Origin of the sequence: Citrobacter sp. 21OH12SH02A-Citro, from assembly GCF_027919895.1 — a bacterium.
Lineage (GTDB): Bacteria > Pseudomonadota > Gammaproteobacteria > Enterobacterales > Enterobacteriaceae > Citrobacter > Citrobacter braakii.
Map to the genome: position 1 here is coordinate 2949279 of NZ_CP114801.1, position 23564 is coordinate 2972842.

Below are 23564 nucleotides of genomic sequence, written 5' to 3' on the forward strand. Positions count from 1 at the left end.
CTATTATTTCCCTGAATACTTCATTAAATCAAAGGGAGACTCTGATGACCATGTATGCCACGCTGGAAGAAGCCATTGATGCCGCTCGTGAAGAATTTCTGGCTGATAACCCTGACCTTGAGCCCGACGAAGCCAGCGTTCAACAGCTAAGCGTACAAAAATACGTGCTACAGGATGGTGACATTATGTGGCAGGCGGAATTCTTTGCTGATGAGGATGAGGGCGAGGGTGAATGCCTGCCAATGCTGAGTGGTGAAGCGGCCCAAAGCGTTTTTGATGGCGACTATGATGAAATTGAAATCCGTCAGGAGTGGCAGGAAGAAAACACGCTTCACGAATGGGATGAAGGTGAATTCCAGTTGGAACCTCCCCTGGATACTGAAGAGGGTCAGACCGCGGCCGATGAATGGAATGAGCGATAGCTTACTCGTAAGGTCCGTGGTGAATGTCGAGCGGGAGCAGCAAGGTATCAAACACCAGCGAAAATGGCAAGTCGAGGATGGTGACGTAGCGCCACGCGGAGTCCCGGACATCCCATTGCACGCCAGGATAGTATTGGTTTCCGTGCCCTTGCCCTGGGATAGTTCGGCTAATAATACTGCCGCATCCACTCAGCAAGCACACCATGATTGCTACTGCCAATATTCGCACCTGATACCTCACGGCTCTTTTATTTAGTATAAAAAAATACCGGCACCAGGCCGGTATTTTCACGTTACTTAACGCTTACTTTTTCCTGAGCGCCAGCGGATTCAGGGTCAGTCCCTGGTAGTAATTCACCCACGAAGAATACTTATCAGGTGAATTCCAGACGCGATAGTGCAAACGCGCCATCGTCACCGGATCGCTCAACAGCACCAGACGGCGGTCACGGTTTAGTTTCTCCGGCGTTTCGTTCAGCGCCTGCTCCACATGGCGGTCACGGGCAATCTCAAGCACGTTACTCGCGCGGTGGCGTGCAGTCGCCATTGCCGTTGCCAGTGCATTAAATGACGGGTTAAACACCGCATGCATAAAGCCGTCGTCCAGCGTACGATTGCGGTTCATCACCAGGTAGGTATCCGTATCCACCAGCACCTGCGGCGGAGAATACTCTTCCGGGATCAGGAACAGCTTCCAGCGCTTGGTACGTAACCCAACCGTGGAACGGCTGGAAATCACGGAAACAAATGGCGACAGGATCAGCGAGAAGACAATCGGCGCCAGCCAGAACAGGAAACGCAGATCCAGCCAGGCCATTCCTACCGCCCACACCAGCCCCAGCAGTAACTGAGAACCGTGACGCATAAATGCTTCACCCCACGGGGTGGAATCGTCATCACGCTGCGGTGAATTCCACACCACTTCCCAACCGAGGAAGGCGCTCACGACGAAGACGGTATGGAACAGCATACGTACCGGCGCCAGCAGCACGGAGAACAGAACCTCCAGCAGCAGCGACAGCGTGACGCGGATAAACCCGCCGTACTCTTTCGTCCCTTTACACCAGATGAGCAAAATACTCAGCAGCTTCGGCAGGAACAGCAGCACCATCGTAGAAGCAAACAGCGCGATCGCCAGTTCAGGACGCCACTGCGGCCATACCGGAAACAGCTGGCGCGGTTGCAGGAAGTACTGTGGTTCCGTCAACGCATGCACCACCTGCAATGCGGTCGATAACGCGAGGAACATAAACCACAGCGGCGCGGAAAGATAGGACATAACGCCGGTCAGGAACACCGCACGGTGAACCGGGTGCATCCCCTTCACCAGGAACAGACGGAAGTTCATCAGGTTGCCATGACACCAGCGACGGTCACGCTTGAGTTCATCCAGCAGGTTCGGCGGTAGCTCTTCATAAGAGCCCGGCAGATCGTAAGCAATCCACACGCCCCAGCCGGCACGACGCATCAACGCCGCTTCGACGAAGTCGTGGGAGAGAATCGAACCCGCAAACGAGCCTTCGCCCGGTAACGGCGCAAGCGCACAGTGTTCGATAAACGGCTTCACGCGAATAATCGCGTTATGGCCCCAGTAGTGCGATTCCCCCAATTGCCAGAAGTGAAGTCCAGCGGTAAACAACGGACCATAAACACGGGTCGCAAACTGCTGACAGCGTGCATACAGCGTATCCATACCGGAAGCCTTCGGTGAAGACTGGATAATCCCGGCATTTGGATTCGCTTCCATCAGGCGCACCAGCCCGCTCAGACAGTCACCGCTCATCACGGAGTCAGCGTCCAGCACCACCATGTAGCTGTACTGATTTCCCCAGCGACGGCAGAAGTCATCAATATTGCCGCTTTTACGCTTCACGCGACGACGACGACGACGGTAGAAAATCTGCCCTTCGCCTTGCACTTCGGCAATCAGCTCCATCCACGCTTTTTGTTCTGCTACGCAGATATCGGGGTTGTAGCTGTCGCTCAGGATGTAAACATCAAAATGCTCGGCGTTGCCCGTCGCTTTGACCGACTCCCACGTGGCGCGAAGTCCCGCGAATACGCGGTCAACGTCCTCGTTACAGATCGGCATAATCAACGCGGTCCGGTGCTCGGGATTTAACGGCTCGTCCCCAACCGTTGAGGCGGAGATACTGTACTTATCTCGCCCAATCAACAGTTGCAGGAAGCCCATCAGCGCGGTCCAGAATCCTGCTGAAACCCAACAGAAAAGCACGGCAAACAAAATGAGAATGCCGGTCTGGAGCATGTAGGGCAGCAGTTGCATAAAGGAGACCCATAAATCCTGCCCCATCATGTCAACAGGATTAATGAATGCCCAACCCTGATACGGAAGGATCGTCTTCATATACCAGGTTGCGACGACCGTTTGCGCCAGCGTTAAGATCAACAACGTATAGCGGCGGATGGTGCCAACCGTACGCCATTTTTGCTCGCTCTCCTGTTCTTCTTTCGTCAAACGCGAAAGATAACGCGGAGTCACATCGCGCCCGCGCAGGCGATCCCAAAAGCGGCCAACCGGGTTGGTACGCCAGGGATCGGGGAACATAGAGGTACGCGTTGCTTTTGGCATCGCCTGCAGTTGATCGCGCCCCTCATCGTCCTTAACCAACTGCTCTTTGGCCAGAGAATCAGGCCACGCCTGCTCCAGGCGAGCTTTCACCGAACCCTGCGGTGAATCATCTTCGCGCGAGTACGTACGATGCTCGGCATCCAGCGCCTGATGAACGGCGCGGATGTCAGTTTTCGGCAGTGCCGCTTTTTCGATATCCGAAAGCGGCATTGCGTCAATATACTCAGTTGTCTTATTCATTGGCAGGTAACTGGTAGCTCCAGGTTTCACTCAGCGTCTGATCGGCATTGACCAAGGCAGCACGCATTTCAGTGGTTTTCTTCACATCTTTCACTTTCACGCGCAATACCAAACGCCAACCTTTAGTTACCGGGTTGTAGCGCACAGTACTTTCAACGATCTCGCCGTTGTCGCCAATACTGGTTTGTGCGGTAACCGGGGTATCCTGCGGCAGCTTTTTCATATCCGTGCCGGTAAAGTCCACCACAAACGCGATAGTGCCATCAGGCTGACGAATGAGATTAGACTGTTTTACATCACCGGTAGAACGACGAGTCTGCTGGACCCAGGCGCTATCAGGGGCATGAAGCTTGTCTTCGTCACGCGTGAACGTCAGGGTGTACTTGAAGTTCATCTCTTTGCCGGCTTCAGGCAGTTGATCCGGCGTCCAGTACGCAACGATGTTATCGTTCGTTTCATCGTTAGTTGGGATTTCAACTAACTCAATCTTACCTTTACCCCAATCACCTTTTGGCGTGATCCAGGCGCTTGGGCGCAGATCGTAACGATCGTCGATATCTTCAAAACGCGAGAACTGACGGCCACGCTGCAGCAGGCCGAAACCTTGCGGATTTTCCATCGCAAAGCTGCTCACCGCCAGATGTTTCGGGTTATTCAGCGGACGCCAAATCCACTCGCCGTTGCCAGCGTGGATCGACAAACCGTTAGAGTCATGCAGTTCCGGACGATAGTTGGTCGCCGGAGAAGGCTGGTTTGGTCCGTACAGGAACATACTGGTTAACGGTGCCACGCCCAGCTTGCCCACTTTGTCGCGCAGATAAACTTTGGACTGAACATCGACTACCGTGTCACGACCCGGAATGATGACAAAGCGATACGCTCCGGTTGCGCGCGGAGAATCCAGCAAGGCATAAATGGTCAAACGTTTGTCAGTCGGTTTCGGACGCTCGATCCAAAACTCACGGAAGCGGGGAAATTCTTCGCCAGAAGGCAGAGCGGTATCAATCGCGAGACCGCGCGCAGACAGACCGTAGACCTGCCCTGCCCCCAAAACACGGAAATAGCTGGCACCGAGCATGCTGACGATTTCGTCGTTTTTATCTTTGCTGTTGATCGGATACAGCACTTTGAACCCGGCGAAACCGAGATCTTTTACCGTGTCTTTATCATGCTGAACATCGCCAAAATTAAAATAATCCGGGCTGTATTTGATTCTTTTCACCGCTGTAGCGGTAACTTCGTTGATTTTGACCGGCGTGTCGAAGTACATACCCTGGTGGTAGAACTCGAGCTTAAATGGGGTCTTGAGATTGCTCCAGTAGGCTTTATCGCGGTTAAACTGGATCTGCTGATAATCCGCATATTTCATGTCGCGGAAAACGGAGGGCAAGTTACTTTTTGGCGCCTCATAGCCTTTACCGGCTAAGGATTGAGCTTGTTTTGCAACATCATCGATGCTGAACGCCCAGCTCGATGATGTGTACAGCGTTAACATAACTGCTGCACCCAACCAACGCATTTTCATCATTTGTAGTTTATGTTTCATAATTAGTAAGCACTTCCCCCTTTGTGTGCTTATATTGATCCGATCCATTTTAATGGATAATCGGGTATTCCGACAACTGAATCCCTGTATTGTTCGCGCGCTGGCTCATGGTTTAATCAGGTTCAACTACCTGTTTTCACTTTGCGTGCTTATCCTGGAGACAGGTTGTTGGACTTCGTGTAGGGTTGCCCTCGAATGTAACCATTATTCGTCTTAGGGATAAGACGAAAAGTCTGAGAATACATAACTGTCTATGAGCTCTGTATCACCACCACGCGAATATTTTCTTGACTCCATCCGTGCCTGGCTAATGTTGTTAGGGATCCCATTCCATATTTCATTGATTTACTCGACCCACACCTGGCACGTGAACAGTGCTGAACCGTCGTGGTGGTTGACCCTGTTTAACGACTTTATCCATGCTTTTCGCATGCAGGTCTTCTTTGTCATTTCGGGTTATTTTTCCTACATGCTATTTTTGCGCTATCCGCTAAAGCGCTGGTGGAAGGTGCGTGTAGAACGCGTGGGGATCCCGATGCTGACCGCGATTCCATTACTTACGCTGCCGCAATTTATCATGCTGCAATACGTAAAGGGAAAAGCAGACAGTTGGCATACTCTCAGCGGCTACGATAAATACAATGCGCTGGCCTGGGAGCTGATTTCCCATCTGTGGTTTTTACTGGTTCTGGTCGTATTAACGACCGTGAGCATGTGGGTGTTCACCCAGATGAAAAACAGACTGACGCGTAGTGATGCCGCCAGCGCCCCGGCGGTGTCGATGACTAAATTATCGCTGATCTTCATCTTGTTAGGTGTCGGTTACGCTGCCGTCAGAAGGACAATTTTCATCCTCTACCCTTCGATTCTCAGCGATGGCATGTTCAATTTTATCGTTATGCAAACGCTGTTCTATGCGCCATTCTTTATCCTCGGCGCACTGGCGTTTATCAACCCGAATCTGAAAGCGCTGTTTACCACACCGTCACGCGGTTGCACGCTCGGTGCTGCATTCGCATTTGTGGCATACCTGCTCAATCAGCGTTATGGCAACGGCGATGCCTGGATGTATGAAACCGAATATGTCATTACCATGGTCATGGGACTGTGGATGGTGAACGTCGTCTTTTCGTTGGGTCACCGTTTGCTTAATTTCCAGTCTGCCCGCGTGACCTATTTTGTCAACGCGTCGCTGTTTATCTATCTGGTGCACCACCCGTTAACGCTGTTTTTTGGCGCTTACATCACTCCGCATATCACGTCGAATCTGCTGGGTTTTCTCTGCGGTCTGCTGTTTGTGGTTGGGATTGCGGTAATACTGTACGAAATCCATTTACGCATACCGGTGCTGAAGTTTCTCTTTTCGGGTAAACCGCCCGTTAAGCAGGATAAAAACAAGGCCGTAGCCGGCTAGTTTTTCCCTCAATCATTGTGTGGTTCAAAGCAGCCATTCAATGGGTAACACGGACGCCAGCTTTACCAGAACCCGCTTCCAGAATCCTGTGGCGGGTTCTTTTTTCAGGACCTGTTCACTGCCAGAAAGTCGGTCGACCCAATTAATTCTCCCCCAACGGTCAAGGCGTAGCTGCCAGGCCATATCACGCTGGCTTTGCATAAACCGTTTATGAATCAATTCGGCCAGCACTTCACTCTCAATCACAAATCCCATTTCTGTATTGAGCAGCGTCGAACGAGGATCAAAATTAAGCGAGCCGATAAACACTTTGCGATCATCAATACTGAACGTTTTCGCATGCAGGCTGGACCCTGAATTCCCGGTTAATCCACGATCGTGAACGACCGAGACGCGATCGCGGGTCGGTTTAAGTTCGTATAATTCTACACCGTAGCGCAGTAGTTTTTTTCGCCAGCGCGCATAGCCCGCATGGACGATCGCCACATCATTCGCCGCCAGTGAATTGGTTAAAATGGCAATCTTGACGCCTTTTCTTACCAGTCTCAGGAGCTGCGCCACACCGGCACGCGTCGGCACAAAGTAGGCAGAAATAATATCAATACGTTCGGTCGGCGAGCCCATTACATCAAACAAACGCTGCGGTAATAGCGAGTGGCGCGGCGCTTTCCCTTCTCCTTTTGCAGGATCATCGCTCAGCAAACGCGTTTTGGCCCAAATCAGCGGCAGCGATCTTTGATCGAGACTGGACATAAACTGGCTGGTTTCCAGCTTATGCAGATAGCGGCGGGTAATATCATCGTTATACCAGGATTCGGGTAGCTCAATACGCTGCACAGAATCTGGCTCAGACATCTCAAGCACATTTTGTAACGTTGAAACCGAGCGACAGTGCCAGTAACGCTCAAAATCATCTGCCACATCTTTGACAACCGGCCCGATAGCCATGACGTCCAGGTCGGAAAACAGCGGTTGCTCACCCGCGCCAAAATAGGCATCGCCAATATTACGCCCACCAACGAGGGTCACCACGCCGTCAGCGGTATAACTTTTATTGTGCATGCGCCGATTAAGCCGGGCAAAATCGGTTAAATAGCCCAGCGCGCGCAGGATGCGAAAGGAAAACGGATTGAAGAGGCGAACTTCTATATTGGGGTGCTTATCCAGCAGACGCAGCGTGTCGTCCAAACCCGGCGTGTTGTTATCATCCAGCAGCAAACGCACCCGTACGCCTCGCTTCGCTGCGGCCAGCAGAACGGAAAATAACAATAGCCCAGACATGTCGTTTTCCCAGATGTAATACTGCACATCCAGGGTACGTTCCGCCATTTCCGTTAACCGATAGCGAGCAGCAAACGCATCCAGGCTGTCATCCAACGCAAGAATGCCGCATTCTCCCGGGTGGTCTTCGCAAAGGGGTGTGATGGCACGCTCGAGTCGCGTCATATCAGTCCGTGTGATCATCGCCTTGTTGTGTTAGCAATCTCTTATAAAGTTGAGCGTTTTCGTCATCAAAGCACACGAAGTATATCTGATCAGGAAGTGCGCGGCGGGTAATAAATTTCAGCACCGTTTTCACCGCTATTTCTGCCGCTGCGGCGCGTGGATAGCCATAAGCCCCGGTGCTAATCGCCGGAAAAGCAATGGAGTGATAACCATTGGCCAGGGCCAGTTGCAGGGTGTTTAAGTAGGCTTCTTCGAGGCGTTCGGCCTCATGATGACCTCCCCCTTGCCAGACGGGTCCTACGGTATGAATGACCGCTTTTGCCGCAAGCGCTCCCGCCAGAGTGATCACCGCATGCCCTGTCGGGCATTCTCCTTGTTGCTGGATAACCTGTTTGCAGGCCTCCAGTAATGCAGGTCCGGCAGCGCGATGGATTGCGCCATCGACGCCACCGCCTCCCAGTAGCGATGAATTCGCCGCATTGACAATCACATCAACAGCGACAGTCGTAATATCGCCATGTAACACATGAACACGTGATTGCATAAGTTCCCCCTGACAAAACACCATTCGTTAAGTGTACAGCAGGGTTTTCCCTTAAATCTCTCTTTTTAACCGTAAGTGTGCATATCTACGCCACAGCGAGTCATTTATATTCAATATTAAGAATCGCCATGTTTTTCTGTTCATTGAGGTAGTGCATTTTGACTGTGGCAATTTCCTGCACATTCTGAGGGGCTGTCGCGAGCTGCTGCGGGTTGTAAAGACTATTCTGGTTGGTGCCGTTGCGGATACATGACAATTCAATTTGCTGCTGCTGTCTGTTAACGTCGCAAGGTGATTCAACTATCGCTCCGCGAAAATGAATAACCCCGCCGGTTGTGATTTGCTGCGCAATTGCAGGGAGGGTTAAAAGAGAAAAAGCACATAAACTGGTACTTAAAATACGCTTTAATAATGTACACATAAGGGTTCCTCAATGATTAGCCATCTTTGAGGGATCGAAATGATCCTTCACCGCTACGATTAACGATCAAATACAAACGCTCACACGCTTCTATATTCATAGAACAGCAGCGCATTCCCAGCCACACCCTTAATGCAAATACAGCAAAAAATTATGGGTGACTGTTTGAGTCAGGCCATTGTTGCGACAGATGCAGAGACTGCCCATCTGAAACGGTAACGATAATTTTGACCGAGTCCTCAGATGAAATATTAAAGCTCAGTTTGGTTAATTCAATCGGTCGATTAGCAGGGACCGAAAGGCTTATTTTCTGCTGCGACTGGCTTTGTCCCCCCTGCCCTTTACGTATGGCAAGGACTTGTACCTCACATACGCACGGTTGGGTTAACGTCACCTGAGGAATAATGGTGTACATATCACCTTGCTGAGTTGTATTGAATGTTATTTGATTTGCCAGCGCGGCAATGAGTAATAGCGTATGCATCATATTCTCCCGAAAAAAAAACAGGGCTCACGCCCTGTTTATTATCAGTCAGAAAACTGAATTAGTGTTGGTTAGCTGTAGCGTTGTTGCCAAAGCCAACTTGCTGAATCAGCACATTGGAGTCAGAAGCGGTCTGATTAACCAACGCACCGTTACGGCCACCGAACTGGGTTACACTAATATCAGCATTTTTAGCATTCCACTGATCGATAGTGGCATTGTTCTGGAAGCCAGTCTGTTTCAGGCTAATGGTACTGTCATCAGCGCCCTGACCAACTACAGCCCCGTTACCACGCCCCTGTTGTGTGATGGTGACATCTGATTTACGCGCATCACTTTGCAGAGCATTCGCAGCGTTGTTTGACCCATATTGGTAGATACTCAGTGAAGAGTCTGGGCCATAATTACTACCGCCACCATGATGATTGCCGCCCCATTGCGGAACAACACCAGCCAGAGCACTGCCAGAAACTACGATTGCTGCGAATGCTGCCACTTTTAAAAGTTTCATGGTAAACCCCCATCGGATTGATTTAATCGTCGTTAATGGATTAGCGTTGAGTAACGCGAATTGCCATTTGCGACTGTCTCTGCACCACAACTGCTGTTTTTTGTGTACCGTACTGAGTAATATTGGCTTTATTACCAGAACCTTTCTGGATAATTACCGCCGTATTACCGTATGAACCTTGTTTAATACTCGCGTCATTGGAACTACCCGTTTGATCAATATATGCAAAGTTATATGATCCCGTCTGGTCTGTTTTCGCTCGGTTACCAGAACCTTCTTGCGAAATAACCGACAATAACTTCGAGCCCCCCTGTCGAGTATTTGCACTGTTCGCAGTGCCAACCTGACCAATAATGGCTGCCTGATTAAATGAAGACTTACTTAATTCATTTACCGCAAAGTTATATTCTGAGTTAGCTAAATCATAACTTGTAGCGGATGCAATCCCAGGCACACCCAGCATTGTAAACATCATAAATAACAACTTGTTTTTCATGTTGTCACCCTGGACCTGGTCGTACATAAGGTTAAATTATTTACCACTCAAATTATTGTTAACGTGACTTACATTTGTTAACGCCACGTTACGATGAAGAGTATGTCCGTTGAAACATTTTAAATAACTCACCCACCAGTTGTATTTTTATATCCAGATTCACCCCAAAGTACTAATTAACCGCAATTAACACCGTTATAGCTCTGGATTTTATTTCTTTTGTAACCCGATGAGTGAATTTCTATGCAGTAACAAAAAAACGCGTTTCCCGCGTTTTCTGGGTCTTGCAGACGGTAGTGGGATTGTCCTCGGTACAAGTCGTGACAAGTGTCATTTTTTTCTATCTAAAATTGTTCAACTTAAAGTGAGACAAAAAAATCAAAATTCATTAGAAATCTAAAACCATCTAATTATAATTTTATCTCTTAAAATTCAATAAGATATTATAATTTGTATGATTTTTTAAATCTATGCAGTAACGCTAAAATGTACAACTTTACTATCAAATCTAAACTCCACAAAAACGCAAAAATCACATTTTAATATATAAATTTACATTATGTAACATGTTTAACACTTGCTTTAAGATTTGTAATAGCTAGATTGAAATCAGTTGAAGTCCATTTGTTTTAATATTTTCACCCCGTTGGGTCGAAGTTTTATTTCTACACAGCAGTGCAACATCTGTCAGTACTTCTGGTGCCTCTATTTTAGTAGAGGCAACTGTCAGGTGTGCGACTAAAAAAGTGGAGTTTCATCATGTTTAATGAAGTCCATAGTATTCATGGTCATACATTATTGTTGATCACTAAACCATCCCTGCAGGCAACTGCGTTATTACAGCATTTAAAGCAATCGCTGGCGTTAACCGGAAAACTACATAATATTCAACGTTCTCTGGATGATATATCCTCCAGCTGCATTGTTTTACTGGATATGATGGAGGCAGATAAAAAACTGATCCATTACTGGCAAGATAATTTGAGCAGAAAAAACAACAATATAAAAACTTTATTGTTGAATACCCCAGATGATTATCCTTACCGGGATATTGAAAACTGGCCGCATATCAATGGCGTATTTTACGCAACTGAAGATGAGCAGCGTGTAGTCAGCGGTTTGCAGGGTGTGTTGCGGGGCGAATGCTACTTTTCGCAAAAGCTCGCCAGCTACCTGATTACGCATTCCGGGAACTACCGCTATAACAGCACGGAGTCGGCATTACTTACGCACCGTGAAAAAGAGATCCTTAATAAACTGCGTATCGGCGCCTCAAATATTGAAATCGCGCGTTCACTATTTATTAGTGAAAATACGGTGAAAACACATCTTTATAATCTTTTCAAAAAGATAGCTGTCAAAAATCGTACGCAGGCGGTCTCGTGGGCCAATGATAACCTCAGGCGATAAAGCCATGAAACGCTATTTGACCTGGATTGTGGCAGCAAATTTGTTCCTTGCTGCCGGGAATCTACACGCGGCTGTAGAGGTGGAGGTTCCCGGACTGTTAACTGACCACACTGTCTCTTCCATTGGCCATGATTTTTACCGGGCCTTTAGTGACAAGTGGGAAAGTAAGTACACAGGAAACTTAACCATTAATGAAAGACCCAGTGCACGTTGGGGAAGTTGGATCACCATAACGGTCAATCAGGACGTTATCTTCCAGACTTTTTTATTCCCGACGAAAAGAGACTTCGACAAAATTGTGGTCTTTGCATTGGCAGAAACAGAGGAAGCATTAAATCGTCGGCAAATAGATCAAACACTATTAAGCACGAGCGATTTAGCGCGCGATGAATTCTAAAACATGATTTTGTCCGGAGGCTTTCATGCGTGTCAAACATGCAGTGGTTTTGCTCATGCTGATTTCACCATTAAGTTGGGCCGGAAATATGACGTTCCAGTTCCGCAACCCTAACTTTGGTGGTAACCCAAATAACGGCTCTTTTTTACTGAACAGCGCCCAGGCGCAAAACTCGTATAAAGATCCGAGTGCCGGCGACTACGGGATTGAAACCCCAACAGCGCTGGATAACTTTACCCAGGCGATCCAGTCACAAATACTCGGTGGCTTACTTACCAATATCAATACCGGTAAGCCGGGAAGGATGGTAACCAGCGATTTTATCGTTGATATCGCCAACCGGGATGGACAACTGCAACTGAATGTCACGGACAGGAAAACGGGGAGAACGTCGACTATTGAAGTGTCGGGTTTACAAAATCAGTCGACCGATTTCTAAATTATAGCCACGAAAGGAAAAAATCATGCAGCGCTTACTTATCATGGTGGCAGTAATTTTACTCAGCGGATGTTTAACAGCCCCGCCGCAAGAAGCCGCTAAGCCGACATTAATGCCCCGAGCCCAAAGCTATAAAGACTTGACGCACCTGCCCATGCCTACAGGTAAGATTTTTGTCTCGGTATACAATATTCAGGATGAGACTGGCCAGTTTAAACCTTATCCGGCAAGTAACTTCTCAACCGCCGTCCCGCAAAGCGCCACGGCGATGCTTGTCACCGCATTGAAGGATTCTCGTTGGTTCGTTCCGCTGGAACGTCAGGGATTGCAGAACTTGCTTAACGAACGAAAAATCATTCGTGCGGCTCAGGAAAACGGCACAGTTGCCATTAATAACCGGATCCCTCTGCAGTCTCTGACCGCGGCAAACATCATGGTAGAAGGGTCAATTATTGGTTATGAAAGCAACGTTAAATCGGGTGGCGTTGGTGCGCGCTATTTCGGTATTGGCGCCGATACGCAGTACCAGCTCGACCAGATAGCGGTCAACCTGCGTGTGGTTAACGTTAGTACCGGTGAAATCCTCTCATCGGTGAATACCAGCAAAACTATCTTGTCTTATGAAGTGCAGGCTGGGGTATTCCGCTTCATTGACTACCAGCGACTGTTGGAAGGTGAAATTGGCTACACCTCTAACGAACCGGTTATGCTTTGTCTGATGTCAGCAATTGAAACCGGTGTTATCTTCCTGATTAATGACGGGATTGATCGCGGATTGTGGGATTTGCAGGATAAGAAACAAGTTGATAATGACATCCTGGTTAAATACCGCCATTTGTCGGTACCTCCGGAATCCTGAGTGGTCGATACAGCATAAAAAGCGTGAGGAAAACCCTCACGCTTTTTTATTTACTGGTCAGCGTCGACGATAGCCGATTCTCACGACGAGATGCCAGCCACAATCCGCTGTTTTTCATCGCATAGCCGAATACCAGCCCCAGCGCCAGAGAAGGCACGACCAACTGCCAGTCACCCTGCCCTGCAAACGTTGCGCATGCGCCAATAAAGGTACCCGGCACAAATGAAAGCAACCATTGCTTTGCCTGAATACACATTAGAAACGCGACAATTCCCGTCATGACATAACCAATAATGTCCATATGCGGGGCAAGCGCGCTACCGTTAATAATCACCAACGCCCACACCACACCGCTTAGCAGCGTACACGCCGAGATCCACAACCCTTTCAGCCCACCCTGCGGACAGGCAAAATAGGCCGTGCAGCCCAGAAAGCCAGCCCAACTGAGTAAACCAAGAGATACGGCCACCCATCCCCAAATCCCAGAGAGAATGCCCGTTGTGATTGCAATTGAGAGAAGTATGTTCATGCCGCGTATCTTAGCAGAAAAACGGCATGGGAATGAGATCGTGCACACAATTCATGCAATGATGTAATTTGAGTTGCAGTTTAATGAGATCTAAATCACATTTACTCTTCAGTATCTTCCTGCAATTCGTCCCACATCGCGCCAATGGCATCACGCGTTAACGGTGCCATGGTACGCCAGAACTGTGTGTTTGCGTGCGCTTCAACTTTGCCAAGGAACGTGCCGCACCAGGGCAACAGGTATTCCACAAACAAGGTTTCGAGTGCTTCACTTTCATCTTCCGCAGACTGGTCTTCAAGCCATGAAGCCGCCAGCAACAGCGTGCCAATATGATCTGCAGGCGTATCTGCCAGCGGCATTCCGCGGACAGAAAGAAAAGCACGAACATCGGATTCTTTCGCCCCTTCTACCCAGGCGCTACGGTAAGGCGGCACCGCACACTCGTCGCCGACAAACAGCGCGTTGTAATCCGCAGCCAGCTGAGGCATATCGCAGCTTTTCTGCAGACGAGTGAGCAGTTCGTCCTGTTCCAGCGGCCAGTTGGCGGACAGTTTACCTTCACTAATCAGGGTAAACAGAGGAACCAGTAAAGGGTCCTGCGGTTGGCGGTAAAACAGCGAGCCCAGTACACGACACAGGATAGAAAACTCGTTCATTGATATATTCCAGTTAGTAACAATTACAGTTCAGCAAATTCCGCGATCGGCTCCATGCCTCGCGATTCCAGAAACGCCAGCAGGCGTTTAGGGGTGACGTTTAAAATTCTGTCTTCCGGGAAATTTACATCATCCAGAATTTTACGGCATTCACCAAATTCACCCAGTGTGAAAGCGGTATGTGAATCCGACCCTAACGCCACCCAGCCCCCGGCATCACGCACCGCCGCAGCGACCGCGCGACAATTGTCCTCACTCCCCTTACGCGAATGCAAAAACGAGGAGTTATTGATTTCCAGCGCGACCTGGTATTTTGCCGCCGCCTGCGCAATCGCTGTGATATCCACGGGATATTTGGGATTCCCCGGATGGCTGATGATGTGCACGTGACCACTGGCCATCGTGGCTATCATTGCCTGGGTATTGGTGTCCTTATCGTGAGGTGCAAAAACCGGCTCATGGAAGCCCGCGATGATGAGATCCAGGGAGGTAAACATCGGACCTGAACAGTCGATTTCGCCTTCAATATTCTTAATATTCGCCTCGATACCGCGCAGGATCCCTACGCCATCGACGATACGAGGCCAAATGCGCATATTAATAAAGTGCCAGTGATGAGGCGCATCCGCCATGTCCGGTCCATGATCGGTTATGGCAAACAGCTTGATGCCTTTGCGATGGGCTTCGGCGATGTAATCACTTAAGGTGCTGTAGGCGTGGGTACTGGCGACGGTATGCATATGCAGGTCAACGGGATACATAACTCTCTCCTGTAGTCATTTTCCGTCAAGGATAGCAGGTATCGTCGCCATTTATTAGCTCAAACCCGGCACTTGCCGGGTTACCATCAATATCCCCGAACGCGATCGACCTGACCCGTTACGGATTTCCCACTTTCCAGGTCCAAAATCGTAAGGGAGATGTAGTCCACCGCCTCTGCCGGGCGTGTTACCGCGGCGATATGCGGCGTCATTGCCACACGCGGATGTTTCCATAGCGGGCTGGTTTCCGGCAGCGGTTCACGGCTATAGACATCCAGCATGGCACCTTTCACTTTGCCGCTGTCCAGCGATGCCAGAAGATCGTCTTCATTGAGATGAACGCCGCGCGCCAGGTTGAGCACGTAAGCGCCATCCTGCAATTGGCTGAGTAAATCAGCGTTAATAATGCCTACGGTTTCTGCCGTATTAGGCAGGAGGTTGATCAGCACGCGAGTTTGACTCAAAAACGCGCTCAGTTCCTCGGTACCGGCGAAGCTTTCCACACCAGACCAGGATTTACGCGTACGACTCCAGCAGCGTAGCGGGAACCCCCATGCTTGCAGACTTTCTGCAACTTTTGCGCCTAAAACACCAGCGCCCATGATCCCGACGCTAAACTCATCGCGAGTATATTCTGGCAACGGTTGCCATTTCGCCTGGTTTTTTAATGCCTGGTAGTCATCAAAGCGACGGAACCAGTGCAATACCTGACTAACCGCATATTCCTGCATTTGCAGGCCCATCCCCGTATCTTCCAGACGGAAAAGCGGGATCGACGCATCCAACATTTCCGGATGAGCGTTTAGTTTACTGAGAATAGAATCGACGCCCGCACCCAGCGCAAATACGGCTTTTAATTTTCGTCCGGCGAGCATTTCAACCGGAGGATGCCAGACCAGCGCGTAGTCAGCATGCGCATTATCACCTGCCTTCCACTCACGGACCCGCGCGCCAGGTATGGCCTTTGTCAGCGCATTAAGCCACCAGGTTGTATCGAATGTTGGGTGATAGAAAATTATATCCATAGCGTCTCCTGAACATTGTTATGCGGAACGTACTCGCACTTATAATCATCATTTTTCGAGGGAACATCAGAGTAGCAAATTTTAGGGTGCTGGCAAAAAAAACAATTCCCGCTTATTTAAGCTGCACATTGATTGAAGTTTGTGTAAATGCACGTTTTTTTCAAAAAGTTGATTGACGACGGAGCGGTATTTCCCTAAATTAGCGCCCGTTCCGGTAGCACAGGAACAACAATATGGTGAGGTGTCCGAGTGGCTGAAGGAGCACGCCTGGAAAGTGTGTATACGGCAACGTATCGGGGGTTCGAATCCCCCCCTCACCGCCATATTCGAGAAAGAGCTCGTACGCAAGTACGGGCTTTTTTTTCGCATGTGAGCCGTCCTGAATAGCGTTAACCTGTAGGTCTGATAAGCAACGTGCTATCAGGCATCATCCCCTGCCCCGTTGCACATTATCTAAACCACTCTTATTCTGTAACTACCGCTTTCTCAAGCAATCAGGAAAATAACGGCATGTTAAACATAGAAGGAACTTTGCTTGATGAGCTCATGTCGCAGGCAGACGAAGCAGGATTTATTCCGTTGAAGGTTTTCTCGCGAAAAATCCTCAAACGTACACCGAATGAAATAAATACGTTTTTCGATCCTGACAGCCGATTCTACGAAGAGTATCAGCGAATGGTTATTTGCAACGTCAGGCATAACGTCACCATTAAAAAAACCTACACCAGCAATGGGATCTTACGAAAAGAAACTACGGTAGGCGGGATTTATAAGGATGACCTGCTGACCTTTCTGGCACAAGCGCTAAAGAAAATAGACGAAAATAACCAGCTGTTTGACCAGGCCTGCGCCAACTACTGGAGCAGCAAAAGAAAGTAATCTGCTGACGTCAAATAACAAAGCCCGGTTTCCCGGGCCTTGAAGACGGAGTACTTATCAGTTGTAAGCATTGAGCGTCCGCTGACAGAGTGCCGAACGGACGCAATCGTCTTTATTGAAACGAACAATCCCAACCATATCATCTTCTTCGAAACGGGCCAGCGCATCGCTTAGCCCTGAGCGAACGTGGGCGGGTAGATCGCACTGGGTCACATCCCCGTTCACAATCACCGTCACATTCTCTCCGAGGCGAGTCAAAAACATCTTCATCTGCGCTGCAGTAACATTCTGAGCCTCGTCAAGAATGACCACTGCATTTTCAAATGTGCGTCCACGCATATAGGCGAATGGCGCGATTTCCACCTTACCAATCTCAGGCCGCAGGCAATATTGCATGAAGGAGGCGCCCAGACGTTTCACCAGCACGTCATACACTGGACGAAAATAAGGCGCAAACTTCTCGGAAACATCTCCAGGTAAGAAGCCGAGGTCTTCATCAGCTTGCAGAACTGGACGGGTTACAATGATCCTGTCCACGTCTTTGTGGATCAGGGCCTCTGCTGCTTTTGCCGCGCTGATCCAAGTTTTACCACACCCGGCTTCACCTGTAGCGAAGATCAGCTGTTTACTCTCGATAGCATTCAGGTACTGGGCCTGAGCTTCATTCCGCGCCGTGATTGGCGTGGCGTCGCGACTATCACGCGCCATACCAATCGCTTCTACGCCGCCCATCTGTACAAGCGAGGTGACCGATTCATCTTCACGTTGTTTATGGCTACGCGAATCCCGCCTCAGCACACGTTTTGCTTCACGACGAGCTTTGATCACTGCTTTTTGTCTTCCCATGGATAGCACCTTGAGTTGTAGGTATACATCACACGCGCCGTTGGCGGCACGATTATGCGCACGAACATCTGAGGGTTGGCTTCCTTGTAAGCCATTGCTTGCTTTCGGATAAGACGCCACACACGGCTACGCGCACCGTACAAGGTGTCAGTTACGAAGATAAGAAGTGAAAGGGAGAGAGATTTAGCGGTGACGAGGTGGCTACCGGAAGAGAAACGTCCGCGTAACGTACTGCAGCTACTGTGAAAAATGTGTCCAATACAGGACTTTTCCATCGCGATCTCCATAGTGAACGACTATCACCGCCGGGAACTACCGCTGTTTCTTATAATTACATCATAATCTTTCGTTAATGCAACAATATTTTTACTTGCCGTTAACTTAAATTCTATCTAATCACCAGAGACAGTCTCTTGCAGAGAGATGACAGAATTATTTCAGTCTCATACCGATCATAAAAAATAATTTGTTCATTCATACAGATGTCAGGAAAAGCCCCGCTGTACAACGGGGCGTGATCATCAGGCTTCGAGTAGAGATTGTCCCAGATATTGATCAGCGGTTTTGACACCCGGCAAAGCAAAGAAGTAGCCCCCACCAATTGGTTTGACATACTCTTCCAGCGCTTCACCGTTGAGGCGTTTCTGCACAGTCAAAAAGCCTTTTTCCAGATCGTGTTGATAGCAGACAAACAACAGTCCCATATCCAGTTGACCGGATGGGGTCACACCGAGCGAATAGCTGTAGCCACGGCGCATCATCAGGCTGGACTCGGTCTCTTTCGTGCGCGGATTCGCCAGGCGGATATGACTGTCAAGCGCAATCACCTCACCTTCGGGATCGCTGGCATAGTCAGGCACATCGTGCTCGTGCTGCATACCCAGCGGCGCGCCGGTGTGTTTATCTCGACCAAATATCGTTTGCTGCTCTTTCAGCGGCGTACGATCCCAGAACTCGACGCGAAACTGAATGAGCCTGACGGCCTGATAGCTACCACCTTGCGCCCAGACAGGTTCGCCCTGCCCGTCCGTAACCCACACCACGTCTTGCATCAACTTCGCATCCGTCGCGTCCGGATTCGCGGTGCCGTCCTTAAAGCCAAGCAAGTTGACCGGGGTCTCTTTGCCTTTGCTGCGCGCGGCATGGTCGGAAATAAACCCTTCACGTTTCCAGCGCACGCTAAGGAGATCGGGCGTATGTTTAATGATATCGCGCAGCGCATGGATAACGGTGTCCTGCGTGTTGGCACAAATCTGCAGCAGCAAATCACCATGGCACAGCGCCGCATCCAGCGAATCATTCGGGAAGCGGGTCATTTTTTGCAGCTTTTTCGGCATCTGCGATTTCAGGCCATAACGTTCATCAAATAGCGAGGCGCCGACTGACAACGTCATCGTCAGGTTGTCTGGCGCAATGTATGCGCCGAGGATACCGGAATCCATAGGGGGTAAACGCGGGTTCGGCGTATCCGGCGCCGGCCCGCCCGTGGTCAGAAACGCAAATCGGGTGGTCAGCAAGCGGAACAAGCGTTCCAGATCAGCCTTATCGCTGGCGAGAACATCGAACGCCACCAGCATCATCGATGCCTGCTGTGGCGTCAGGATCCCTGCCTGATGCTGACCATAAAACGGCTGCACTTCACTACGCGCATCGGGGGACAACGTTCCCGGCGCGCTTTGTGGTTTTTGCGCGTGGGCAACCGGACATCCACCCGCCAGCGCCAGCGCCCCACCCAGGGCGCCCATCCCTTTCAGTAAACGTCGGCGTGAAGGTTCGCTCACGCCGTTTTCATTATCTTGCTGCATTTTGCTTAATCCAGACCCAGAACACCGCGTAATTGCGACAAGTCTTCCGCCAGCGTCGTGATTGGCCCTTTCAGCGCATTGCGATCGGCGTCGGTCAGTTTGTCATAGGTTTCAAAACCGTCTTTGGTACGGTACTTACTCAGAATGGTATCGACTTTTTTGAAGTTCGCATCCACCTTCGCCAACAGCTCAGCATTGGATTTTTGTAACTGAGGGCGCAGGAGATCGACGATTTTCTGCGCGCCATCGATATTGGCCTGGAAATCCCACAGATCGGTATGGCTGTAGCGATCCTCTTCTCCGCTAATTTTGCTGGCAGCGACTTCTTCAATCAGTCCTGCTGCCCCGCCAACCACTTTTGACGGTGGGAAGGCCAGTTCGCTAATACGCGTTTGCAGGTCAAGAACATCGCGGTTTAATTGGTCGGCATACTTGTCCATACCTTTGGTGGTGTTGTCGCCGAACAACGCTTTCTCCAGACGGTGGAAGCCGGTGAATTTAGGATCGGCGGCTTTTTGCTCATAATCATCTTCACGTGCATCGATGCTGCCGTCGAGATCGGAGAACAGTTCAGCAATCGGTTCAATACGCTCATAATGCTGACGAGTTGGCGCATACAGCGATTTCGCTTTTTCCAGATCGCCAGCTTTAATCGCATCGGTGAATGCTTTGGTGCCCGCAACCAGTTGTGCAGTTTCGGCTGTCACATAGGCTTTGTATTCAGTAATCGCGCCACTTAGGCTCAGCAGAGCATCGCCCTGCGCGGCATCCGCCGTTGCGCTACCTTTTACAATTAGTTTGCCTTTCGGGTTGGTCAACAGACCGCAGGTCATATCATATTCACCTGGCTGCAGGTTAGCTGTCATTTTCTGGCTAAAGCCCGGCGCAATGTTTTCACGTTCTTCAACCACCATAACCCCTTTAAGGATCTCCCACTCCAGCGCTTTCTGGCTGTGGTTCTGGATGATGAACTGCGTTTTCCCAGCGTTAACCGTGATCGTCATCGGCTCACACTGTTTGTCGTTAACCGTGACTTTCACCTGCGGAATATCGGCGGCTTGTGCAGAAAAAGCGGAGGCAAACAGCGCGGCAATACCCAACTGCAGCGCACTACGGCGAAAATTAAACGTCATAACCTATCCCTATAAATAAGTATGTTGTAACTAATGAGTATTCTGCATCGCGTTTTTATCAGGGTGCGGTACGCGATGCCGTAGTGCCTGAACGCGGCGGCAGTGCAAACATAATCAATGCCGGAATCAGGTAGATAAACCAAACGGCGACTTCACTGACGCTCGGCGCTTCCTGATAGCCGAAAATACCTTCCATCAATGTGCCAAACAGCGAATGCGTTGAAAGCACGCTGCTCATGTCAAACGCCACATCCTGAAAATGATTCCATAACCCGGCTTCGTGGAACGCGCGGATGGCCCCAGCGGCAAGACCAGCGGCCACCAGCAAAATGAACAGGCTGGTCCATTTGAAGAATGCCCCGAGGTTGAGGCGAATGCCGCCGAGGTAAATCAAGTAACCCAGTACCACCGCGGTGGCCAGCCCCAGCATCGCACCTAACGGTGGCCAAATGCCTACATCCTGCTGGAATGCCGCCAGCAGGAAGAACACCGATTCCAGGCCTTCACGGGCAACGGCAAAAAAGACCATCATCACCAGCGCCCAGCCGTGATGATTGCCGCGTTGCAACGCGTTATCGACAGCCTGTTCAAGCTGGACTTTGACGTTGCGCGAAACTTTACGCATCCAGAACACCATCCAGGTGAGGATCACCACGGCAATGACCGCCACGATGCCTTCAAACAGCTCCTGTTCCTTTTGCGGAAATTCACCGGTGGTTTCATTGATGAAAACGCCTAACGCCAGGCATAACGCCGCCGCCAGCAGAACACCAATCCACATCACACCAATCCATCGACCACGCTGAGTCCGTTTCAGGTAGCTGGCAATCAGGCTGACTATCAGCGCGGCCTCTAACCCTTCGCGCAACATAATAAGTAATGGAACAAACATGCGAAGAACCCTTAAACGTTATTCTCAGTCAATTGATGAAAAGAAAAGTAAATTACAGTGATAGTGATTATCATTACAGTAAAGAAAAACTCAAGCAGAATGTTTTGAGAATGATGACTTAATGTAAACAGTTAGGCGGGTAACGATTAGGGCGGTTTTGCAGCGGGGACAAATAAAAAAGCCCGCACGCGGCGGGCTTAAGGAGCGAGGCGGATTACTCTGCCTGTAAACGCGATGGCGGAGCTGTGTGATAATGCGCATCAGCCTCGGCAAAACGTTGCTGCATAGCGGCTGAAGGCGCTTTACCCAACAGGCTGAAGACCACAATACCGATACTGCCGAAAATAAAGCCCGGGATGATTTCATACAGACCCAACCAGGCAAACTGCTTCCAGACGATTACCGTCACCGCACCGATGAGCATCCCGGCCAGCGCGCCGTTACGCGTCATACGCGACCACATTACGGAGAACAGAACCACCGGACCAAACGCCGCGCCAAAGCCGGCCCAGGCGTAGCTTACCAGACCAAGCACACGGTTCTCCGGGTTCGCCGCCAGCGCGATAGACACCAGCGCCACAACCAGCACCATGATGCGACCAATCCATACCAGCTCTTTCTGGCTGGCATTTTTACGCAGGAACGCTTTATACAAGTCTTCGGTGATTGCGCTGGAACACACCAGCAGCTGGCAGCTCAGGGTCGACATCACCGCTGCGAGGATCGCAGACAGCAGAATACCGGCAATCCACGGGTTGAACAGGATTTGCGCCAGTTCAATAAACACGCGTTCGGCGTTCTGGTTAACGGCACCGGCAAGCTGTGGGTTGTTGTTAAAGTAAGCGATACCAAAGAAGCCAACGGCAACTGCACCTGCCAGACACAGGATCATCCAGGTCATACTGATGCGGCGGGCATGAACAATGCTATGGTGAGAATCAGCCGCCATAAAGCGCGCCAGAATATGCGGCTGACCGAAATAGCCCAGACCCCAGCCCATCAGGGAAATAATGGCAACAAAATTCAGCCCTTTGAACATGTCCACGTTCTCAATGCTCTTTTGTTTAATCACTTCCAGCGAATCGTCAAACCCACCCACGCCAATGACTACCATCACCGGCGTCAGGATCAGGGCGAAGATCATCAGGCTGGCCTGGACGGTATCGGTCCAGCTTACCGCGAGGAAACCACCGATAAAGGTATAAATAATCGTCGCGGCCGCCCCCGCCCACAGCGCTGTTTCGTAACTCATGCCAAAGGTGCTTTCAAACAGACGCGCCCCTGCCACAATACCGGAAGCACAATAGATGGTGAAAAACAGCAGAATAACCAGCGCGGAGATAATACGCAAAATTCGGCTTTTATCTTCAAAGCGACCGGTAAAGTAATCTGGTAACGTCAGCGCATTGTTATTGTATTCGGTATGCACGCGTAAACGTCCGGCCACCAGTTTCCAGTTGATCCACGCACCCAAAATAAGGCCAATAGCGATCCAGCTTTCTGAAATCCCCGACAGGAAAATCGCGCCAGGCAGCCCCATCAGCAACCAGCCGCTCATGTCAGATGCCCCGGCGGATAACGCGGTCACGAATGGACCCAGACTGCGTCCACCCAGAATGTAATCGTCAAAGTTTTTGGTTGAACGCCATGCAATAAACCCTATCAATATCATGCCGAAAATATAGACACAGAATGTCACTAACATCGGTGTGCTAATAGCCATCAAAACTCTCCAAAATTATGTATCAGCAATGCCGTGGCTTGCCGTTTTATTACCCTGCCGGAACGTGGCAAAGATATCTATGTTTACCAGGGC

26 protein-coding genes and 1 tRNA gene are annotated in these 23564 nt (G+C 50.0%); 8 read left to right on the top strand and 19 right to left on the bottom strand.

Annotation, left to right across the window (positions count from 1 at the left end):
• The first annotated feature begins 44 nt into the window (after positions 1–44).
• Positions 45–422 (top strand): MysB family protein, encoded by a 378-nt coding sequence (locus O6D90_RS14405; protein ID WP_016156179.1) that lies wholly within the window; start codon positions 45–47, stop codon positions 420–422.
• A 1-nt stretch (position 423) separates the two neighbouring features.
• Here the strand turns inward: O6D90_RS14405 and O6D90_RS14410 are convergent, their stop codons facing one another.
• The 3 genes from O6D90_RS14410 to mdoG form a co-directional block, all read right to left on the bottom strand.
• Positions 424–627 (bottom strand): YceK/YidQ family lipoprotein, encoded by a 204-nt coding sequence (locus O6D90_RS14410; protein ID WP_153647167.1) that lies wholly within the window; start codon positions 625–627, stop codon positions 424–426.
• A gap of 99 nt (positions 628–726) precedes the next feature.
• Positions 727–3255 carry a glucans biosynthesis glucosyltransferase MdoH gene (mdoH, locus tag O6D90_RS14415; RefSeq protein WP_019076449.1) on the bottom strand — a complete coding sequence of 843 codons (2529 nt, stop codon included), beginning with the start codon at positions 3253–3255 and terminating at the stop codon, positions 727–729.
• Complete coding sequence (gene mdoG / locus O6D90_RS14420) at positions 3248–4783, bottom strand: glucans biosynthesis protein MdoG (RefSeq protein WP_085951042.1); 1536 nt, start codon at positions 4781–4783, stop codon at positions 3248–3250. The genes mdoH and mdoG overlap by 8 nt, the downstream gene beginning before the upstream one ends.
• A gap of 271 nt (positions 4784–5054) precedes the next feature.
• On the opposite strand from mdoG, the gene mdoC reads away from it, so the two are divergent.
• A complete protein-coding gene (mdoC, locus tag O6D90_RS14425; protein ID WP_016152606.1) occupies positions 5055–6215 on the top strand; it encodes a glucans biosynthesis protein MdoC in 1161 nt (386 codons plus the stop codon).
• 24 nt (positions 6216–6239) lie between these two features.
• On the opposite strand, the gene O6D90_RS14430 is transcribed toward mdoC, so the two are convergent.
• The 6 genes from O6D90_RS14430 to csgB form a co-directional block, all read right to left on the bottom strand.
• Positions 6240–7679, bottom strand: coding sequence for a phospholipase D family protein (locus O6D90_RS14430; RefSeq protein ID WP_152903216.1), 1440 nt, complete (start codon positions 7677–7679; stop codon positions 6240–6242).
• Positions 7663–8205 (bottom strand): O-acetyl-ADP-ribose deacetylase, encoded by a 543-nt coding sequence (gene ymdB, locus O6D90_RS14435; RefSeq protein ID WP_016156177.1) that lies wholly within the window; start codon positions 8203–8205, stop codon positions 7663–7665. The genes O6D90_RS14430 and ymdB overlap by 17 nt, the downstream gene beginning before the upstream one ends.
• Before the next feature lie 100 nt (positions 8206–8305).
• Entirely contained in the window at positions 8306–8626 is a 321-nt protein-coding gene (locus O6D90_RS14440) for a type 1 fimbrial protein (RefSeq protein WP_016152603.1), read from the bottom strand.
• A gap of 151 nt (positions 8627–8777) precedes the next feature.
• A complete protein-coding gene (csgC, locus tag O6D90_RS14445; protein WP_016152602.1) occupies positions 8778–9110 on the bottom strand; it encodes a curli assembly chaperone CsgC in 333 nt (110 codons plus the stop codon).
• A gap of 61 nt (positions 9111–9171) precedes the next feature.
• Positions 9172–9621 (bottom strand): curli major subunit CsgA, encoded by a 450-nt coding sequence (gene csgA, locus O6D90_RS14450; protein WP_016156176.1) that lies wholly within the window; start codon positions 9619–9621, stop codon positions 9172–9174.
• Between the two features lie 40 nt (positions 9622–9661).
• Positions 9662–10117: a curli minor subunit CsgB gene (gene csgB, locus O6D90_RS14455; RefSeq protein ID WP_019076446.1), complete on the bottom strand. Its 456-nt coding sequence runs from the start codon at positions 10115–10117 to the stop codon at positions 9662–9664.
• A gap of 759 nt (positions 10118–10876) precedes the next feature.
• Here csgB and csgD point away from each other — a divergent pair.
• The 4 genes from csgD to csgG are packed head-to-tail and all read left to right on the top strand — an operon-like array spanning position 10877 to position 13222.
• Complete coding sequence (gene csgD, locus O6D90_RS14460) at positions 10877–11527, top strand: biofilm master transcriptional regulator CsgD (RefSeq protein ID WP_003036091.1); 651 nt, start codon at positions 10877–10879, stop codon at positions 11525–11527.
• Positions 11528–11531: 4 nt separating this feature from the next.
• A complete protein-coding gene (gene csgE / locus O6D90_RS14465; protein WP_016152600.1) occupies positions 11532–11924 on the top strand; it encodes a curli production assembly/transport protein CsgE in 393 nt (130 codons plus the stop codon).
• Between the two features lie 25 nt (positions 11925–11949).
• Positions 11950–12363 carry a curli production assembly/transport protein CsgF gene (gene csgF, locus O6D90_RS14470; protein WP_016152599.1) on the top strand — a complete coding sequence of 138 codons (414 nt, stop codon included), beginning with the start codon at positions 11950–11952 and terminating at the stop codon, positions 12361–12363.
• 25 nt (positions 12364–12388) lie between these two features.
• The gene (csgG, locus tag O6D90_RS14475; RefSeq protein WP_016152598.1) at positions 12389–13222 is read left to right on the top strand and encodes a curli production assembly/transport protein CsgG; all 834 of its coding nucleotides are present in this window, start codon (positions 12389–12391) and stop codon (positions 13220–13222) included.
• 46 nt (positions 13223–13268) lie between these two features.
• Here the strand turns inward: csgG and O6D90_RS14480 are convergent, their stop codons facing one another.
• The 4 genes from O6D90_RS14480 to ghrA form a co-directional block, all read right to left on the bottom strand.
• Positions 13269–13751, bottom strand: coding sequence for a DUF1097 domain-containing protein (locus O6D90_RS14480; RefSeq protein WP_016156175.1), 483 nt, complete (start codon positions 13749–13751; stop codon positions 13269–13271).
• 101 nt (positions 13752–13852) lie between these two features.
• On the bottom strand, positions 13853–14407 hold the full coding sequence (locus O6D90_RS14485) for a TorD/DmsD family molecular chaperone (RefSeq protein WP_016156174.1): 555 nt from the start codon (positions 14405–14407) through the stop codon (positions 13853–13855).
• A 23-nt stretch (positions 14408–14430) separates the two neighbouring features.
• Entirely contained in the window at positions 14431–15168 is a 738-nt protein-coding gene (locus tag O6D90_RS14490; RefSeq protein ID WP_016156173.1) for a phosphatase, read from the bottom strand.
• An 86-nt stretch (positions 15169–15254) separates the two neighbouring features.
• Positions 15255–16193, bottom strand: coding sequence for a glyoxylate/hydroxypyruvate reductase GhrA (gene ghrA / locus O6D90_RS14495; RefSeq protein WP_016156172.1), 939 nt, complete (start codon positions 16191–16193; stop codon positions 15255–15257).
• Between the two features lie 235 nt (positions 16194–16428).
• Here ghrA and O6D90_RS14500 point away from each other — a divergent pair.
• Positions 16429–16516 (top strand) — tRNA-Ser (locus O6D90_RS14500).
• Between the two features lie 187 nt (positions 16517–16703).
• A complete protein-coding gene (locus O6D90_RS14505) occupies positions 16704–17072 on the top strand; it encodes a hypothetical protein (RefSeq protein WP_016156171.1) in 369 nt (122 codons plus the stop codon).
• 57 nt (positions 17073–17129) lie between these two features.
• Here O6D90_RS14505 and phoH read toward each other — a convergent pair whose 3' ends face one another.
• From phoH to putP, 6 genes are all read right to left on the bottom strand, one after another.
• On the bottom strand, positions 17130–17918 hold the full coding sequence (phoH, locus tag O6D90_RS14510) for a phosphate starvation-inducible protein PhoH (protein ID WP_016152592.1): 789 nt from the start codon (positions 17916–17918) through the stop codon (positions 17130–17132).
• Positions 17897–18193, bottom strand: coding sequence for a hypothetical protein (locus tag O6D90_RS14515; protein ID WP_016152591.1), 297 nt, complete (start codon positions 18191–18193; stop codon positions 17897–17899). Before O6D90_RS14515 ends, phoH begins: the two co-directional genes overlap by 22 nt.
• 246 nt (positions 18194–18439) lie before the next feature.
• The gene (gene efeB, locus O6D90_RS14520; RefSeq protein WP_016156170.1) at positions 18440–19723 is read right to left on the bottom strand and encodes an iron uptake transporter deferrochelatase/peroxidase subunit; all 1284 of its coding nucleotides are present in this window, start codon (positions 19721–19723) and stop codon (positions 18440–18442) included.
• Positions 19724–19728: 5 nt separating this feature from the next.
• The gene (efeO, locus tag O6D90_RS14525; RefSeq protein WP_016156169.1) at positions 19729–20856 is read right to left on the bottom strand and encodes an iron uptake system protein EfeO; all 1128 of its coding nucleotides are present in this window, start codon (positions 20854–20856) and stop codon (positions 19729–19731) included.
• A 58-nt stretch (positions 20857–20914) separates the two neighbouring features.
• Positions 20915–21748 carry an iron uptake transporter permease EfeU gene (efeU, locus tag O6D90_RS14530; RefSeq protein WP_271143124.1) on the bottom strand — a complete coding sequence of 278 codons (834 nt, stop codon included), beginning with the start codon at positions 21746–21748 and terminating at the stop codon, positions 20915–20917.
• A 214-nt stretch (positions 21749–21962) separates the two neighbouring features.
• Positions 21963–23471 carry a sodium/proline symporter PutP gene (gene putP / locus O6D90_RS14535; RefSeq protein WP_016152586.1) on the bottom strand — a complete coding sequence of 503 codons (1509 nt, stop codon included), beginning with the start codon at positions 23469–23471 and terminating at the stop codon, positions 21963–21965.
• Between the last annotated feature and the right edge of the window lie 93 nt (positions 23472–23564).